At 66.2% G+C, this 14,547-nt stretch carries 12 protein-coding genes and 1 tRNA gene; 10 read left to right on the top strand and 3 right to left on the bottom strand.

What is annotated here, in order from left to right; translation table 11 throughout:
• Window positions 1–108: 108 nt before the first annotated feature.
• Entirely contained in the window at window positions 109–615 is a 507-nt protein-coding gene (locus QW845_RS28900; RefSeq protein ID WP_315804900.1) for a Spy/CpxP family protein refolding chaperone, read from the bottom strand.
• 112 nt (window positions 616–727) lie between these two features.
• On the opposite strand from QW845_RS28900, the gene QW845_RS28895 reads away from it, so the two are divergent.
• The 6 genes from QW845_RS28895 (at window position 728) to QW845_RS28870 (ending at window position 9,312) form a co-directional block, all read left to right on the top strand.
• On the top strand, window positions 728–1,237 hold the full coding sequence (locus QW845_RS28895) for a DUF6789 family protein (protein WP_315804899.1): 510 nt from the start codon (window positions 728–730) through the stop codon (window positions 1,235–1,237).
• A 788-nt stretch (window positions 1,238–2,025) separates the two neighbouring features.
• Complete coding sequence (locus tag QW845_RS28890) at window positions 2,026–4,110, top strand: hydantoinase/oxoprolinase family protein (RefSeq protein WP_315804898.1); 2,085 nt, start codon at window positions 2,026–2,028, stop codon at window positions 4,108–4,110.
• 2 nt (window positions 4,111–4,112) lie between these two features.
• Window positions 4,113–5,768, top strand: coding sequence for a hydantoinase B/oxoprolinase family protein (locus QW845_RS28885; RefSeq protein ID WP_315804897.1), 1,656 nt, complete (start codon window positions 4,113–4,115; stop codon window positions 5,766–5,768).
• A 269-nt stretch (window positions 5,769–6,037) separates the two neighbouring features.
• Entirely contained in the window at window positions 6,038–7,039 is a 1,002-nt protein-coding gene (locus QW845_RS28880; RefSeq protein ID WP_315804896.1) for a TRAP transporter substrate-binding protein, read from the top strand.
• Window positions 7,032–7,637, top strand: a complete 606-nt coding sequence (locus tag QW845_RS28875) for a TRAP transporter small permease (protein ID WP_315804895.1) — start codon at window positions 7,032–7,034, stop codon at window positions 7,635–7,637. Before QW845_RS28880 ends, QW845_RS28875 begins: the two co-directional genes overlap by 8 nt.
• A 370-nt stretch (window positions 7,638–8,007) precedes the next feature.
• Window positions 8,008–9,312 (top strand): TRAP transporter large permease subunit, encoded by a 1,305-nt coding sequence (locus QW845_RS28870; protein WP_315804894.1) that lies wholly within the window; start codon window positions 8,008–8,010, stop codon window positions 9,310–9,312.
• A gap of 9 nt (window positions 9,313–9,321) precedes the next feature.
• On the opposite strand, the gene QW845_RS28865 is transcribed toward QW845_RS28870, so the two are convergent.
• Window positions 9,322–11,025, bottom strand: coding sequence for a methyl-accepting chemotaxis protein (locus QW845_RS28865; protein ID WP_315804893.1), 1,704 nt, complete (start codon window positions 11,023–11,025; stop codon window positions 9,322–9,324).
• Between the two features lie 126 nt (window positions 11,026–11,151).
• Between QW845_RS28865 and QW845_RS28860 the strand changes: the two genes are divergently transcribed.
• Window positions 11,152–12,597 carry a deoxyribodipyrimidine photo-lyase gene (locus QW845_RS28860; RefSeq protein WP_315804892.1) on the top strand — a complete coding sequence of 482 codons (1,446 nt, stop codon included), beginning with the start codon at window positions 11,152–11,154 and terminating at the stop codon, window positions 12,595–12,597.
• A gap of 72 nt (window positions 12,598–12,669) precedes the next feature.
• Window positions 12,670–12,975, top strand: a complete 306-nt coding sequence (locus QW845_RS28855; protein ID WP_315804891.1) for a histone — start codon at window positions 12,670–12,672, stop codon at window positions 12,973–12,975.
• Window positions 12,976–13,226: 251 nt separating this feature from the next.
• Here QW845_RS28855 and QW845_RS28850 read toward each other — a convergent pair whose 3' ends face one another.
• Complete coding sequence (locus QW845_RS28850; RefSeq protein WP_315804890.1) at window positions 13,227–13,670, bottom strand: hypothetical protein; 444 nt, start codon at window positions 13,668–13,670, stop codon at window positions 13,227–13,229.
• Between the two features lie 223 nt (window positions 13,671–13,893).
• Here QW845_RS28850 and QW845_RS28845 point away from each other — a divergent pair, with 223 nt between their 5' ends.
• A complete protein-coding gene (locus tag QW845_RS28845; protein ID WP_315804889.1) occupies window positions 13,894–14,154 on the top strand; it encodes a hypothetical protein in 261 nt (86 codons plus the stop codon).
• Window positions 14,155–14,270: 116 nt separating this feature from the next.
• Window positions 14,271–14,347 (top strand) — tRNA-Arg (locus tag QW845_RS28840).
• Window positions 14,348–14,547 lie beyond the last annotated feature (200 nt).

Here is a 14,547-nt window from a genome sequence, read left to right as displayed (position 1 = left end):
TGACGGAAAACCTCGTTTGATTCCGATGGCTTTACGCCATGCGGAGCGAAATCGCCATGCCCGCCCGCACCCAATCAACGCGGCCCTCCCCGGCCCCCCGCTACGCCGCTACTCGTCGCTCCACGGCCAGTGCCAGTGACGCCAGCCCCAGTTGCGGGGCCCGCTGCTGTCCATCGCCGCCTTCTGCTTGTCGTCGAGCGAGTCGTAGAGCGCCTGGAACGCTGGCCGGACGATCTTGATCGCCTGCTGCATCGTGTCGAGGCGCTGCTCCGCCAGCGCGAGGCGGTCGGTCGCCTTGGCCGGCGGCGTCGCCGGGCAGTCCTTCGTGATCAGCTCCGCAGCTTTGGCCGATGCGGCCTTGAGATCATCGAGCCGCGCCCGCTGCGTGTCGTTCGGCTTGATGGCCGCCTCGATCTGCGACATCCGCCATTCGGCAAATCCGGCCATGCGGGGATTGCAGAGGAAGCCGAACCCCCGGCCGCCCATCATCCCCGGCCCCATCATCATGCCCGGCCCCCAACCCGGTCCGCCTGCGCCCGGCTGGGCAAGGCCCGGGGCGGCGGTGACGGTCACGATTGCGGCTGCGAACACCAGCGCGCGTGGATCTAATCGCATGGCAGAACTCCTCGACGTGGCACCAATGAGTTCGCGCAAACTAAGCGCACGGCGAACTTGCCTTTTGAGCAAGATCAACGGACCAATGATGGGCGACGGCCAAATTGAGGAGATGACAACGATACGCAGCTATCGCTGGATATGGACGTCGGCGGTCGCATCGGGCTGCGGGACGTTGGCTCATATAGGCCTGATGGAGCTCAAGAGCGGGCTTCACCTGTTGCCGCAGTTCGATCCCGCCTCGGCGCTGCTCGATACGCTCCAGCCCCTGTTCGCCCGAGCGATGCAGGACGGGGCGCCGCTGTGGCTGCTCTCGCAGCTCAACGGAGCCTTCCTGATCGGCCTGCTGTTCGGGCGCTTCTTCCACCGCCTGCCCGGCGGCAGCGGTGTCGCCAAAGGCTTCCTGCTCGGGCTCGCCGGCTGGCTGCTGCTCGGAATCGTGTTGTTTCCCGCCATCGGCCTTGGACCGTTCGCAACGTCGCTCGGGCTGGGCGCCGGCCCGGCGCTGTTTTCGCTGGCGATGGTCGAGGCGTATAGCGTCGTGCTGGGCGCCGTGTATGCGGCTCTGCAGGGACCGGATCAGAAGATCGAGGTCGGCCGCGGAGACGGCGGTCACGTCTGAGCGCCGCCGGGAGGGACCCCTGGCGTCATTTCGAAAAGACCGAATTTTTTTCTTTCGTTTTCTCGTAACTCATGTATGATCCGCGTCGTCCTGCCCATGCAGAGGGACGTACGCGTCGTCACGAACGTCGGTGCGGGATGCGGTGGCCGCGAGCCATGCCGGACGCGCATTTCGCGCAGACGACCGGCATGATTGCGGACGTGAAGTCGCAGCGTCCCGATACCCCGAAGCTGGTATCACGCTCGTGACGATGCTTGCGCATCGCGCGGACAATGGTGGCCAACAAGCCGGCGCACCAGGGAGACTGCGTATAAGCGTGAAGACCACCGCGCAGGGAATGCCGGAGTGTTCGGCTTTGCCTGTGGTACCTGCCGCCTGCATTTTTTTCGCAGGCGGGCCATGGGTGAGGCTTTCACCCGGCATTCCCTGCACCCTCTCGTTTGCGGAGGGTGAGCAAGCAGCAGAAACTCGGGCCCATCGTGCCGCGGGAATGCGAAGTCATGTTTGGCGCGTTCGATCAACACACGGTGTCATTCCGGGGCGCCCGCACGGCGAGCCCCGGAATGACGTTGTGGAGATGATCGTCGGTCTCACGCCAATCGTCGCGCGTGGCGACATGACGGTGTCGCAAACAACAGCAAGCCGATCGGCCAAGTTGATCGCCCATCGCACCGCGACCTCAAGTCCGCACCGCAGCAAACGCAGAGCAGCAAACTGCATCCCCGCTGGCGCAATGGCATGGGACTTGCTCAAATCGCACATCAGTTCGTCGCTTGCGGAGACATGGAATGCTTGAAGGAGCCGAAGTCCGGCTGGCCGTCGATATCGGGGGCACGTTCACCGATATCGTTCTCGACATCGGTACGCAGCGCCGGACGCGCAAGCTGCTGACCACGCCGACGCAGCCGGAGCAGGCCGTGCTGGACGGCACCCGTCTCATTCTCGCCGACGCGAAGGCGCGCATCTGCGACATCGATGTCTTCATTCACGGCACCACGCTCGCGACCAATGCCATCATCGAGCGCCGCGGCGCCAGGACCGCACTGATCGCAACGTCCGGCTTCCGCGATGTTCTGGATATTGGAACCGAGAGCCGCTACGACCAGTACGATCTCTCGATCGACAAACCGAAGCCGCTGGTGCCGCGCTCCCTGCGCTTCACCGTGCCCGAGCGCGTTGATGCCCACGGAGACGTCAGACTGCCGCTCGACGAAGCGGCGGTGCGCGCGCTGGTGCCGCAGTTGCGCGCCCTCGATGTCGCCAGCATCGCCGTCGCCTTCCTGCACGCCTACGCCAATCCCGCGCATGAGCGCCGCGCTGCCGAGATCCTGACCGAGGCGATGCCTGATGTCTCGGTCACTTTGTCCTCGGCGGTCTGTCCCGAAATCCGGGAATACGAACGCACCTCGACCGCGGTCGCCAACGCCTATGTGCAGCCGTTGATGGACAGCTATCTCGCGCGCATGGAGCGGGCGCTGCAAATCGAGCAGTTCCGCGGCGCGATCTATCTCGTCACCTCGGGCGGCGGCGTCACCTCGATCGCCACGGCGCGCCGCTTCCCGGTGCGGCTCGTCGAATCCGGTCCCGCTGGCGGCGCGATCTTCGCCGGCCAGATCGCAGCTACGCTCGGCGAGCGCAAGGTGCTGTCGTTCGACATGGGCGGCACCACCGCCAAGATCTGCCTGATCGAGAATTTCGAGCCGGAGAGCTCGCGTGTGTTCGAGGTCGACCGTGCCGCGCGGTTCCTCAAAGGCTCGGGCCTGCCGGTGCGCATCCCCGTGATCGAGATGGTCGAGATCGGCGCCGGCGGCGGCTCGATCGCGCGCATCGATGCGATGAAGCGCGTCACCGTGGGCCCGGAGAGCGCCTCTTCCGAGCCGGGTCCGGCCTGCTACGGCCGCGGCGGCCAGCGCCCGGCGGTCACCGATTCCGATGTCGCGCTCGGCATGATCGATCCCGACGCGTTTGCCGGCGGCACCATCAGGCTCGATCCCGAACTATCGAAACAGGCCCTGCTCCGCGACGTCGGCGCCCCGCTCGGCCTCGATGCGGAGACCGCTGCCTACGCCGTGCATGAGGTCGTCTGCGAGAATATGGCGAGCGCGGCCCGCGTCCATGCCGTCGAGCGCGGCGCCGTGATCGGCCAGCACACGCTGATCGCCTTCGGCGGCGCCGCGCCGCTGCATGCCGCGCGCGTCGCCGAGAAGATCGGCGTCGCCAGGGTGGTCGTGCCGTCGAACGCCGGCGTCGGCTCGGCCGTCGGCTTCCTCGCCGCACCGATCGCCTATGAGCTGGTGCGCAGCCGCCATGCGAGGCTCGACGATTTCGACACGGCGCTCGTCTCCACTCTGCTGCAGGAGATGGCCGATGAGGCCCGCGCGCTGGTGGAGCCTGGTGCGGCCGGCGCACCGTTGCGCGAGCGCCGCTCGGCTTTCATGCGCTATGTCGGCCAGGGCCACGAGATCAATGTCGAGCTGCCGAACCGCCCGCTGACGGCGGACGACCTGCCCACCCTGCGTACGACCTTCGAGGCCGGCTACGCCGCGCTGTTCGAGCGCCCGATCCCCGGTGCGGCGATCGAGGTCCTGAGCTGGTCGGTGCTCGCGACGACGGATGCGCACCAACCGCCCGCCGTCACCGAGGTGCAACGCAAGCCTGCGGGCAAGGCTGCGGGGCACCGCAAGTTCTTCGACGGCCGCGCCGGACGCTTCGTCGAGATCCCGCTGTATCGCCGCGAGCAGATGGCGCCGGGCGCGGTCATCGCCGGCCCCGCCGTGATCGCCGAGGACGAGACCTCGACTTTCATCTCCAACAGTTTTGACGCGCATATCGATGGTGCCGGCAGCATCGTCATGGAACGGAAGGCGGCCTGACAATGAGTCCATCACAGAGCAGCCTGATCGACTTGCAGATCATGTGGCACCGGCTGATCGCCGTGGTCGAGGAACAGGCCCAGGTGCTGCTGCGCACCGCCTTCAGCCCGATCGTGCGCGAATGCGGCGACCTCTCCGCCGGCGTGTTCGACCTGAACGGCCGCATGCTGGCGCAGGCCGTCACCGGCACGCCGGGCCACGTCAACTCGATGGCGGAGTCGGTGAAGCACTTCATCGCGCATTTTCCGATCCACACGATGAAGCCCGGCGATGCCTACATCACCAACGATCCCTGGATGGGCACCGGGCATCTCAACGATTTCGTCGTCACCACGCCCTGCTTCAAGGACGGCCAGCCGGTCGCCTTGTTCTCCTGCACCAGCCATCTGATGGATATCGGCGGCATCGGCTTCGGCCCCGACGGCACCGACGTATTCATGGAGGGGCTGTACATCCCGATGCTGAAGCTGATCGACCAGGGCGTCGTCAACGAGACGCTGATGGCCATGATCCGCGCCAACACCCGGCTGCCGGTGGACACCGAAGGCGACACCTATTCGCTCGCCGCCTGCAACGATGTCGGCTGCCAGCGCCTGGTCGAGATGATGACCGAGTTCGGCATCGCCTCGCTCGATACGCTCGGCGACTACATCTGCGACCGCTCGCGCGACGCCGTCCTGGCCGAGATCGCCAAGCTGCCCAAGGGCACCTGGCGCAACGAGATGGTGGTCGACGGCTATGATGCGCCTGTCACCCTGAAGGCGGCGCTGACGATCTCGGAGAACGGCATCCACGTCGACTTCGACGGCACCTCGCCCGCCTCGAAATTCGGTATCAACGTGCCATTGTCCTACACCACGGCCTACACGGTGTTCGGGCTCGGTTGCGTCGTGGCCTCCGCGATCCCCAACAATGCCGGCTCGCTATCGCCGCTGACCGTGTCGGCGCCATCGGGCGCGATCCTCAATGCGCCGAAGCCGGCGCCCGTCGCCTCGCGTCATGTCATCGGCCAGATGCTGCCCGACGTGGTGTTCGGCTGCCTGCGCCAGATCATCCCCGAGCGCGTGCCCGCCGAAGGCACGTCGTGTCTGTGGAATCTCAACGTCCGCGGCCAGACCCGCTCCGGCGCCGGCGGCAATTACGGGTTCTCGATGGCGGTGACGTCGAACGGCGGCACTGGCGCCCGTTTCGACAAGGACGGGCTGTCGGCTACCGCCTATCCCTCCGGCGTGCGCGGCACGCCGGTCGAGATCGCGGAGACGCAGACGCCGCTGATCTTCTGGCGCAAGGAGCTGCGGCCGGATTCCGGCGGCGCCGGCCGCACCCGCGGCGGCCTCGGCCAGATCATCGAGGTCGGCAGCGGCGTCGACGCGCCGTTCGACATCCTCGCCGCCTTCGACCGCATCGACCACCCGCCGCGCGGCCGCGACGGCGGCCACCATGGCGAAGCCGGCTATGTCGGGCTCGCGTCGGGCAAGAAGCTGCGTGGCAAGGGTTTTCAGACCGTGCCGCCGGACGACCGGCTGGTGGTGCTGACGCCGGGCGGTGCAGGCATCGGCGATCCCCGCGAACGCGCGGCGGAGCTCGTGCAGAGCGATGTCGAGAGCGGGCTGGTGTCGGCGGACAACGCGGCAAAGGTCTACGGGCAGGCGCGGTGAGATCTCATGCCAGTCGAAACATTGGTGGCCTCATGGTTCGAGACGCGTCGCAAGAGCGACGCTCCTCACCATGAGGGTTTAGCACCGCTATCGGTGCTGCACATTGACCATGAGGGGCGTCCTCATGGAGAGGATCAGCATCTGGCCGCGCAACGAGCCCTCATCCTGAGGAGCCCGCCGCAGGCGGGCGTCTCGAAGGATGGCCACGACCACACGGCTCGCCAAACCTCTTCCATTTCCCTTAGCTCAGCAACGAAGCGGAGACACTGATGATCACGCGACGGACGTTCACGGCAGGTGCAGCGGCGCTGCTCACGGCGAGCCAGGTCTCGACAAGGGCACGCGCGGCGACGACCAACTGGGACATGTCGACGGTCTGGCCCGAGGGCAACTTTCACACCCAGAACGCGATGGCCTTCGCCGAGGAGGTGAAGAAGCAGACCAACGGCGCCGTCAACATCACCGTGAAGGCAGGCGGTCAGCTCGGCTTCAAGGGCCCGGAGCATCTGCGCGCGGTGCGCGACGGTCTCGTCCCGCTCGCGGACGTGCTCAACATCCAGCAGGTCGGCGACGAGCCCTTCATGGGCGTTGAGAGCATCCCGTTCCTCGCCGGCTCGATGGACGAGCTCAAGGTGCTGCACAAATACGTGCGGCCTGAATATGAGAAGATCGCCGCGCGCAATAACCAGAAGATCCTCTACATCGTGCCGTGGCCAACGCAGTATCTGCACCTGAAGGTCAAGACATCAGACGTCGCCGGCCTGAAGAACATCAAGATCCGCGTGCCCGACAAGAACGCGGTCGACATGCTCAACGCCATCGGCATGGCCGCGGTCATGATCCCCTGGGGCGAGACGATCCCGGCACTGGCCTCCGGCGCCGTGGCGGGCGTCTCGACCTCCTCGGTCTCAGGGGTCGACGGCAAGTTCTGGGAATTCCTCAAATACGTCTACCCGACCAATCATGTGTGGTCGTCGCAGATGCTCAACGTGAACCTGGATTCCTGGAAGGCGCTGACGCCCGAGCAGCAGAAGACCGTCAGCGACATCGCCGCCAAGATGGAGCCGACCTTCTGGGCGAATTCGCTCAAGGCCGATGTCGACAGCCTCAACCGGCTCAAGGAAGGCGGCATGGAAGTGGTGCCGGTTTCGGATGCGATGATGACCGAGATCCGGGCCAAGACCGCGCCACAGATGGAGGCCTTCCTCAAGCGCGTGCCCGCTGCCGATCAACCGGTGAAGTCCTATCTTGCCGAGATGAAGCGTGGCTGACGCGATCGTGGAGCCGTCGCCGGGCGAACGGGCGAGCCTCAATGCAGCGGCGCCCGCGCCGCTGCGCATCCTGCTCGATGTCATCGACCGGCTGGGCCGGCTCGACGGCTGGATCGGCGGCGGCTGTCTGCTGACCTTGACGGCGCTGATGCTGGCCGAGGTGACGACGCGGGCGCTGTCGAACGTGCTGCCGTTCTTCCCGCCGACCATCTCGATCGCCTGGGAATACTCGTCCTATCTGATGGCGGCCTCGTTCACCTTCGGCGCGGCCATGACCTTGCGCGTCGGCGGCCATATCCGCGTGGTGCTGCTGCTCAAGAACGTGCCGGCGCCGCTGCAGCGCGCGCTGGAGGTGCTGGCCGCCGCCGCCGGCTTCGCCTTCATGGCGTTCCTGACGTCGGCGATGACCAAGTTCGCCTGGAGCTCCTTCGTCCGCGGCCAGGTCTCGACCTCCAGCGACACCCCGCTGTGGTTTCCGCAGGCCGTCGTCACCTTCGGCATGCTGCTCCTGACCCTGCAATTCCTCGCCCGCGCCATTCAGGCCGCGCTGGGACTGCCGCTGGAGGATCACCGCATGAAGGCGTCGCCGGTCGAATGAGAGAGCGTGCCCACGTCGCGACGATCGGTTCGCCGCGAGCAGCGGCCGCCGAACTACGCAGTTCTTGTCCATCAACTGATAGGCGAACTCTCACCCCGCACGCGGTGCGCCCCCTCTCCCCGTCCTTACGGGGAGAGGGTCGGGGTGAGGGGCAGCCGCGCGGGAAGTGCGTGCGGAGAGACCTGTACCCCCTCACCCGGATTGCATCTTGCGATGCAATCCGACCTCTCCCCGCAAGCGGGGCGAGGTCGAACCGCGCCTGCGGCACGACCATCGCGCATCACGGCGATGCCATTCGCGACGATCCCACCAGTCTGGGATTCGCAGGCCCCATCCCGCCCGCCTCCCTCACCGCGGACTCCCCCTCCCCATGACCATCGAACTCGTCGCCCTGTTCGCCATCCTGTTCGCGCTGCTGGCCGGCGGCCTGTGGATCGGGCTCACGCTCGCCTTCACCGCGACCCTGCTGCTGGCGATGTTCCGCTCGATCCCGCTCGACAAGCTGCTTCCGCAATATGCCTGGAACATTCTCACCACCCAGGAGCTGCTGGCGCTGCCGCTGTTCATCCTGATGGGTGAGCTGCTGTTCCGGACGCGGCTGTCGCGCTCGCTGTTCCAGGGGCTGGCGCCATGGGCCGGGCTGCTGCCGGGCCGCCTGCTCCACGTCAACGTCATCGGCTGCACCATCTTCGCCGCGATCTCCGGCTCGTCGGCCGCAACGACGCAGGTGATCGGCCGGATGTCGCTCAACGAGCTGCTGCGCCGCGGCTATGCGCGCGACATCGCGGTCGGCTCGCTCGCGGGCGCCGGGACGCTCGGCTTCCTGATCCCGCCGTCGAACATCATGATCATCTATGGCGTGCTCGGCGACGTCTCGATCCTCAAGCTGTTCACCGCCGGCGTGCTGCCGGGTCTCTTGCTGGCCGGCACCTTCATGGGCTGGGTGATGCTGCACACGACGCTGACGCCTTCGATGGTGCCAAAGGCGGAGGCGCAACTGTCGCAGGTGCCCTGGGCGGAGCGGTTCGCGGCGCTGAAGGATCTCGCCCCCGCCCTGTTCCTGATCGCCTGCGTCCTCGGCTCGATGTATGGCGGCCTGGCGACGCCGTCGGAGGCCGCCGCCGTCGGTGTGCTCGGCGCAGCGCTGGTGGCCTACTTCCAGGGCGCGATGTCGCGGCAGGTGGTGCGCGACGTGATGATCGGCTCGGTCATCACCTGCTCGATGATCGCCCTGATCGTGCTCGGCGCCTCGATCCTCGGCAACGCCGCGGCCTTCCTCGGCATTCCGCAAGCCGTGGCTACCTTCGTCAAGGGTCTCGGCCTGTCGCCGTTCATGCTGATCACAGTCCTGATCGTGTTCTACCTGATCCTCGGCTGCTTCCTCGACGGCTTTTCGATGATCGTGATGACCCTGCCGATCGTGCTGCCGATCGTGAAGGGCGCCGGCTTCGACGAGGTCTGGTTCGGGGTCTTCCTGGTGCTCGCGGTCGAGATGGCCCAGATCACGCCGCCGGTCGGTTTCAACCTGTTCGTGATCCAGGGCCTGACGGAGGACGGTCTCGGCTATATCGCCCGTGTGACCGCCCCCTATCTCGCCATCATGGTCGCCTTCGTGCTGCTGCTCACCCTCTTCCCGGGCATCGTGACGATCCTGCCAAGGCTGCTCTACGGATGAGCCGCGATGTCAGGCGGCGCGCATTCCGTCGAGGAACTTCTGCACCTCGGCCTTCAGCCGCAGGCTTTCGCTGGACAGCGCCTGGGCCGAGGCGAACATCCGGTTGGAGCTTTCGCCGGTCTCGCCCGCCCCACGCGCCGCGCTGCGGATGTTCTCGACCACCTCGGCGGTCCCGGTCGCGGCCGAGCGGACGCTCTGGGTGATGTTCTGCGTGGCGGCGCGCTGCTGTTCGACGGCGGCCGAGATCGAGGCAGCGATCCCGTTGATGCGCTCAATGGTCGAGCCGATCGCCTTGATGGCGTCGACGGATTCCTGGGTCACGGTCTGCATGTTGGCGATCTGGCTGGAGATCTCCTCCGTCGCCTTGGCGGTCTGGCCGGCCAAAGTCTTGACCTCCTGGGCGACCACCGCGAAGCCGCGGCCGGCATCGCCCGCGCGGGCGGCCTCGATGGTGGCGTTGAGCGCCAGCAGGTTGGTCTGCTCGGCGATCGAGGTGATCAGCTTGACGACGTCGCCGATGCGGTTGCCGGCGTCGGACAGCTCCTTGATGCGCTGGTCGGTCGCGGTCGCCTGGTTGACCGCCTCGGCGGCGATGGCGTTGGACTCCTGCACGCGACGGATGATCTCGGCGATCGAGCCGGACAGCTCGTCCGAGGCAACGGCCGCGGTGCGGACGTGCTCGGAAGCGCTTTCCGAAGCGCCGGCCGAATGGCCGGACAGGTCGGCGGTAGTCCGCGCGGTCTGGGTGAGCTGGCGCGCCTCGCGCTCGAACTCGCCCGACGAGGTCAGGACGTTCTCGATGATGCCGCCGATGCTGGCCTGGAAGGAATCGACGAAACGCTGCAGCTCGGCCTTGCGCTGCTCGACAGCCGCAGTGGCCGCGGCCGCCTGCTCCTCGCGCATCCGGCGCCGCTCGCTCGCGGCACTGCGGAAGACGACCAGGCTGCGCGCGATCTCGCCGATCTCGTCGCTGCGGTCATCGGACTTGATCGCAACGTCCTCGCGCCCCTCGGCGATTGCGGTGAGCGCGTCGGTCACGGCGGCGAGAGGCTTGGTGACACGTCGCACCGCCAGCATGGTCAAGCCGAGCACCAGCAGCGCAGCGATCGCCGCGGCGACGACCATGGTCCGCATCGCCTGCGACAGCATGGCGTCGAGCTCGGCCATGGGCACGCCGACATAGAGAATGCCGATCACCTTGTCCGCCGGATTGGTGACGGGAAAATAAGCGGTCATGAACGACTTGCCGAACAGCGTCGCGGGGCCCTTGTAAGCCTCGCCGCGGCGCAGCAGCGCCTGCGCCGGATGATCCGCGGCAAGCTGGGTGCCCACGGCGCGGTCGCCATTCTCCTTCTTCACGTTGGTCGAACGGCGGACGAACTGTCCGCTGTCATCGACCACGAACAGCGTGGCGCTGCCGCCGACATAGGACACCGCGCGATCCACGATCGCATGATCCTTGATCTCGGGAATCGCCGGAATCTCGATGCGCGTAACGACGCCGTTCTGCACGCTGACTTTCGCGTCCTTGAACGTCTCGGTGAACGTCAGCGCAAAGGTGCGCAGATTGCCTTCGATGTCGCGCTTGGCGCGATCGGTGAAATCGGAGGACAGCGACCAGTACGCTGCGCCGACGACCAGGGCGGTATTCAGGGCGATCACGACAACGGCGCCGATCAGCGCCTTGGTGCCGAGCTTCAATTGGACGGACACGTCATAAACCTTCCAGGGGAACTGCAACTGAATCTCAAACTGCCCGTAGTTGGTTTCAAAGCAGTTATTTTCCGGAACGTAGAATACCGGAACTCACTATAAAAAACGGCAATAAGATACCTGATCATGTCCTCCTCCCCCATCATCGTATGGTTTCGCGAGAGCCTGCGGCTGTCTGACCACCCCGCGTTGTATGAAGCCGCGAAGTCGGGCGCTCGGATCGTTTGTAGTTACGTCCACGATCAGGAAAGCCCCGGGTTGCGTCCGCTCGGCGGCGCGTCGCGCTGGTGGCTCGCGCAATCGTTGCGTGCACTCCAGGCCGAACTACATGCGCTCGGCGCCGAACTCGTGATCCGGCGCGGATCCGCGGCCACCGCGCTCGGCGAGCTGGCACGCCAGAGCGGCGCGAGCGCGGTGTACTGGAACGATGTCGCGCAGGCCGCACCGCGCGCCGTGGCTGCCGATGTCGAAGCAGCACTCGCCGAGATCGGCGTCTCCTCACGCGTGTTTCCCGACGACCTTCTGGTCGACCCCGCCGAGTTGCGCGGCAAGGATGGACGCGGCCCGCGCGTGTTCACGCCGTTCTGGAAGCGCGTGCTCGCTCTGGGCGATCCGCCGAAGCCGCTGCCGCGGCCGGCCCGGCTGTCGCGCGCGCCGGGCGTCACGAGCCTGACGATCGACGAGCTCGCGCTCGAGCCAAGCAGGCCCGACTGGGCCGGCGGACTGCGTGCGACGTGGCAAGCCGGCGAGCGCGCGGCGCAGGCGCGCCTCGCCAGCTTTCTCGAAACGGCCGTGCAGACCTATGCCGCCAATCGCGACCGGCCCGACATCGAGGCGACCTCCCGTCTGTCGCCGCATCTGCGCTTCGGCGAGATCAGTCCGCGCCAGATCTGGCATGCGGCGCGATTTGCCGCCGCCGAGCGCCCGGCCTCCGCCGCCGGCATCGACAAGTTCCTGAGCGAGCTCGGCTGGCGCGAGTTCAGCCGCCACCTGCTCACCAACAATCCCGACCTCGCGACCCGCAACCTGCAGCCGGCCTTCGATGCCTTTCCCTGGGCCCAGGACGATGCAGCGCTGGAGGCCTGGCAGCGCGGGCGAACCGGCTATCCGATTGTCGACGCCGGGATGCGCGAGCTATGGCATACCGGGAGCATGCACAACCGCGTCCGGATGGTCGCAGCCTCGCTGCTCGTGAAGCACCTGCTGATCGACTGGCGGCGCGGCGAAGAGTGGTTCTGGGACACGCTGGTCGACGCCGACCCGGGCAGCAATCCGGCAAGTTGGCAATGGGTTGCGGGATCGGGCGCCGATGCCGCGCCCTACTTCCGCGTCTTCAATCCCGTGCTGCAGGGCGAAAAATTCGATTCTGGCGGGACCTATGTCCGCCGCTGGGTCCCGGAGCTGGCACGCCTGCCGGCCGCGCTGATCCACCAGCCCTGGGCGGCGAAGCCGCTCGAGCTCGCCGAGGCCGCGGTTGCACTCGGCCGCACCTACCCGGCGCCGATCGTGGATCACAAGCCCGGGCGGGAGCGCGCGCTGGCAGCCTACGCGAGCTTGCGCACAAGTGATTAGTTGGGGCGCGCTTTGACAGCACGGAGAATCCAGCTATCGTCGCAGGGTTTCCAACAAATCGGGGGACCCGATATGGACGACACTCCACTCTCTGATCCGACCGTGACCGAGACCAGCATGCCCGCCGAGGCGCCGAAGGATCCGGTGATCGCGACGGCACCCAAGGCCCGGCGAGCGGCCAAGAAGACCGCGAAGAAGACCTCCAAGAAGGCTGCACCCAAGCGGGCCGCTGCCAAGGCCAAGAAGGTCGCGACCAAGAAGTCCGCGAAGAAGACTGCGAAGAAGACCGTGAAGAAGGCGGCCAAGAAAGCTGCGAAGAAGACGGCCAAGAAGGCCACCAAGAAAGCGGCCAAGAAGACGAAGAAGGCCAAGCGCTGATTCTGCCTGGCTCGGGACCGAAGGCGACTCGTCACCTTCGCTGCTGGTCTCGGCGAAACAATCCAGTGCCCGGTAGTGGGGACGATCTGGCGCTGGATTGTTTCGTTTGTCGCCGTTCGGTTGGGAGCCGGGACCTGGCATCCGCGGCGCGGCGTAGCAAACGGTGATGCCGCGCGGACGCGGGACCGGCTTGCGATCGGATTGCCGGCGGAGGTCTGCTTGGACAGAGAGATTCCGTGCGGGCGGCGCCCTCACCAGACGTCAGGACAGGGGTCGACGATCTTCCAGAGTTCGATGCCGTTCTTGATCCGCTTCATCTCGGTGGTGAGCCCGCCGTTGCGCCGGATCCAGTCCTTCACCGAATCGGGGTAATAGGACATCAGCTCGGACGTCCCCTCCACGCTGGTGACCTTGATGCCGAACGTGAACGCCTTGTCGTAATAGGCCTGGTGGAAGCCGAGGCTGGCCCTGGGCGTGACGCAGATCCTGTTGAGCGGCACAAAGCCGAAGACGAGCGTGCAGGCGGAATTGCAGATGCCGTCGATGATGACGCGCTGACGCGTTTCCCTGACGCGCTTGTACTTGGCCTTGTACTCTTCGATGTAGCCACCGTGATCGCGCGTAATGTGCAAATCCGCACGCGCCGGGCTAGCGGCGACCAGCAGGAGCAAGACGCTTGGGATCAGGCGATTCATGGACAGGACGGCAAACCCGGTCTTTTCTGGCGCTGTCGCGACAACGCCTCGGGCCCAATGCGCGACGGCACTTGCCGGACCTTGTCATGGTCTTCTTAAGCACGCGGAAAAGGCCAAAAATTTGACGGATTGTCGCCTTTTGCGCACCCTTTCCGCCACTTCCGCGTTAGGCTATCAGCCGGACGGCCGGCCTTGACGTCGTTTTCCGGAGAAGAGAAAAGTCATGAGCAAGCTCGCATCCCTCGCCGCCGCCTTGATCGTGTCGATGGCCGCCCTGGTGCCCACCACGTCCGAGGCGCGCAGCCATCATCGGCATCACCGCCACCACTACGGGCTGCCCTACACCGTCAGCTTCCTGCACAATTATGGCCCCGGCCCGCTGCCCGGCACCTTTGCGTTCTATGACGGTCCTTCCACCAACCACTGCTACCAGAGCTCGGCCGCCTATATCGGCCAGGACCGACGCCGGCATCCCTGCTTCTGACGCCATCCAAGGACGCCCGGCCAGCTTCGGCAAACGACCGTTGATATCCGACGGAGGCTGGCCTTGCCCATCCAAGTCTGGTATCCCGGTCACGCGGGAGATTTGGCCCGCATCGCGCGCTCGTAGCTCAGCTGGATAGAGCATCGGATTTCGATTCCGAGGGTCGGGAGTTCGAATCTCTCCGAGCGCGCCAGGGTCGTCTTCGCCCCCCTTCACCCGCCATCGCCGATCATCACCGAAGCCCACGATAACACCTTGTTGGATCGTTGTTTTTCGTAGCTTAGGTGGCTGCGGCGTACCATCGGCGACCGACGGCGAGCTCCGCCGGACCGTCCATTTGGCCATCCCTCGATCTGAGTTAGAATCCCCCTCACCTGAAACGCTGCATTTTTC

The organism is Bradyrhizobium sp. SZCCHNS3002, assembly GCF_032377435.1.
Lineage (GTDB): Bacteria > Pseudomonadota > Alphaproteobacteria > Rhizobiales > Xanthobacteraceae > Bradyrhizobium.
Note: the sequence above shows the minus strand (reverse complement) of the source record. Positions and strands in the feature narration are given on the sequence as shown.

What these genes read in the sequence shown, in the direction of transcription:
- QW845_RS28855 (WP_315804891.1), top strand. Translation starts at nt 12,670, where the DNA reads ATGGACGACACTCCACTCTCTGATCCGACCGTGACCGAGACCAGCATG.
- QW845_RS28890 (WP_315804898.1), top strand. Translation starts at nt 2,026, where the DNA reads ATGCTTGAAGGAGCCGAAGTCCGGCTGGCCGTCGATATCGGGGGCACG.
- QW845_RS28845 (WP_315804889.1), top strand. Translation starts at nt 13,894, where the DNA reads ATGAGCAAGCTCGCATCCCTCGCCGCCGCCTTGATCGTGTCGATGGCC.
- QW845_RS28860 (WP_315804892.1), top strand. Translation starts at nt 11,152, where the DNA reads ATGTCCTCCTCCCCCATCATCGTATGGTTTCGCGAGAGCCTGCGGCTG.
- QW845_RS28880 (WP_315804896.1), top strand. Translation starts at nt 6,038, where the DNA reads ATGATCACGCGACGGACGTTCACGGCAGGTGCAGCGGCGCTGCTCACG.
- QW845_RS28870 (WP_315804894.1), top strand. Translation starts at nt 8,008, where the DNA reads ATGACCATCGAACTCGTCGCCCTGTTCGCCATCCTGTTCGCGCTGCTG.
- QW845_RS28885 (WP_315804897.1), top strand. Translation starts at nt 4,113, where the DNA reads ATGAGTCCATCACAGAGCAGCCTGATCGACTTGCAGATCATGTGGCAC.
- QW845_RS28850 (WP_315804890.1), bottom strand. Translation starts at nt 13,670, where the DNA reads ATGAATCGCCTGATCCCAAGCGTCTTGCTCCTGCTGGTCGCCGCTAGC.
- QW845_RS28895 (WP_315804899.1), top strand. Translation starts at nt 728, where the DNA reads ATGACAACGATACGCAGCTATCGCTGGATATGGACGTCGGCGGTCGCA.
- QW845_RS28900 (WP_315804900.1), bottom strand. Translation starts at nt 615, where the DNA reads ATGCGATTAGATCCACGCGCGCTGGTGTTCGCAGCCGCAATCGTGACC.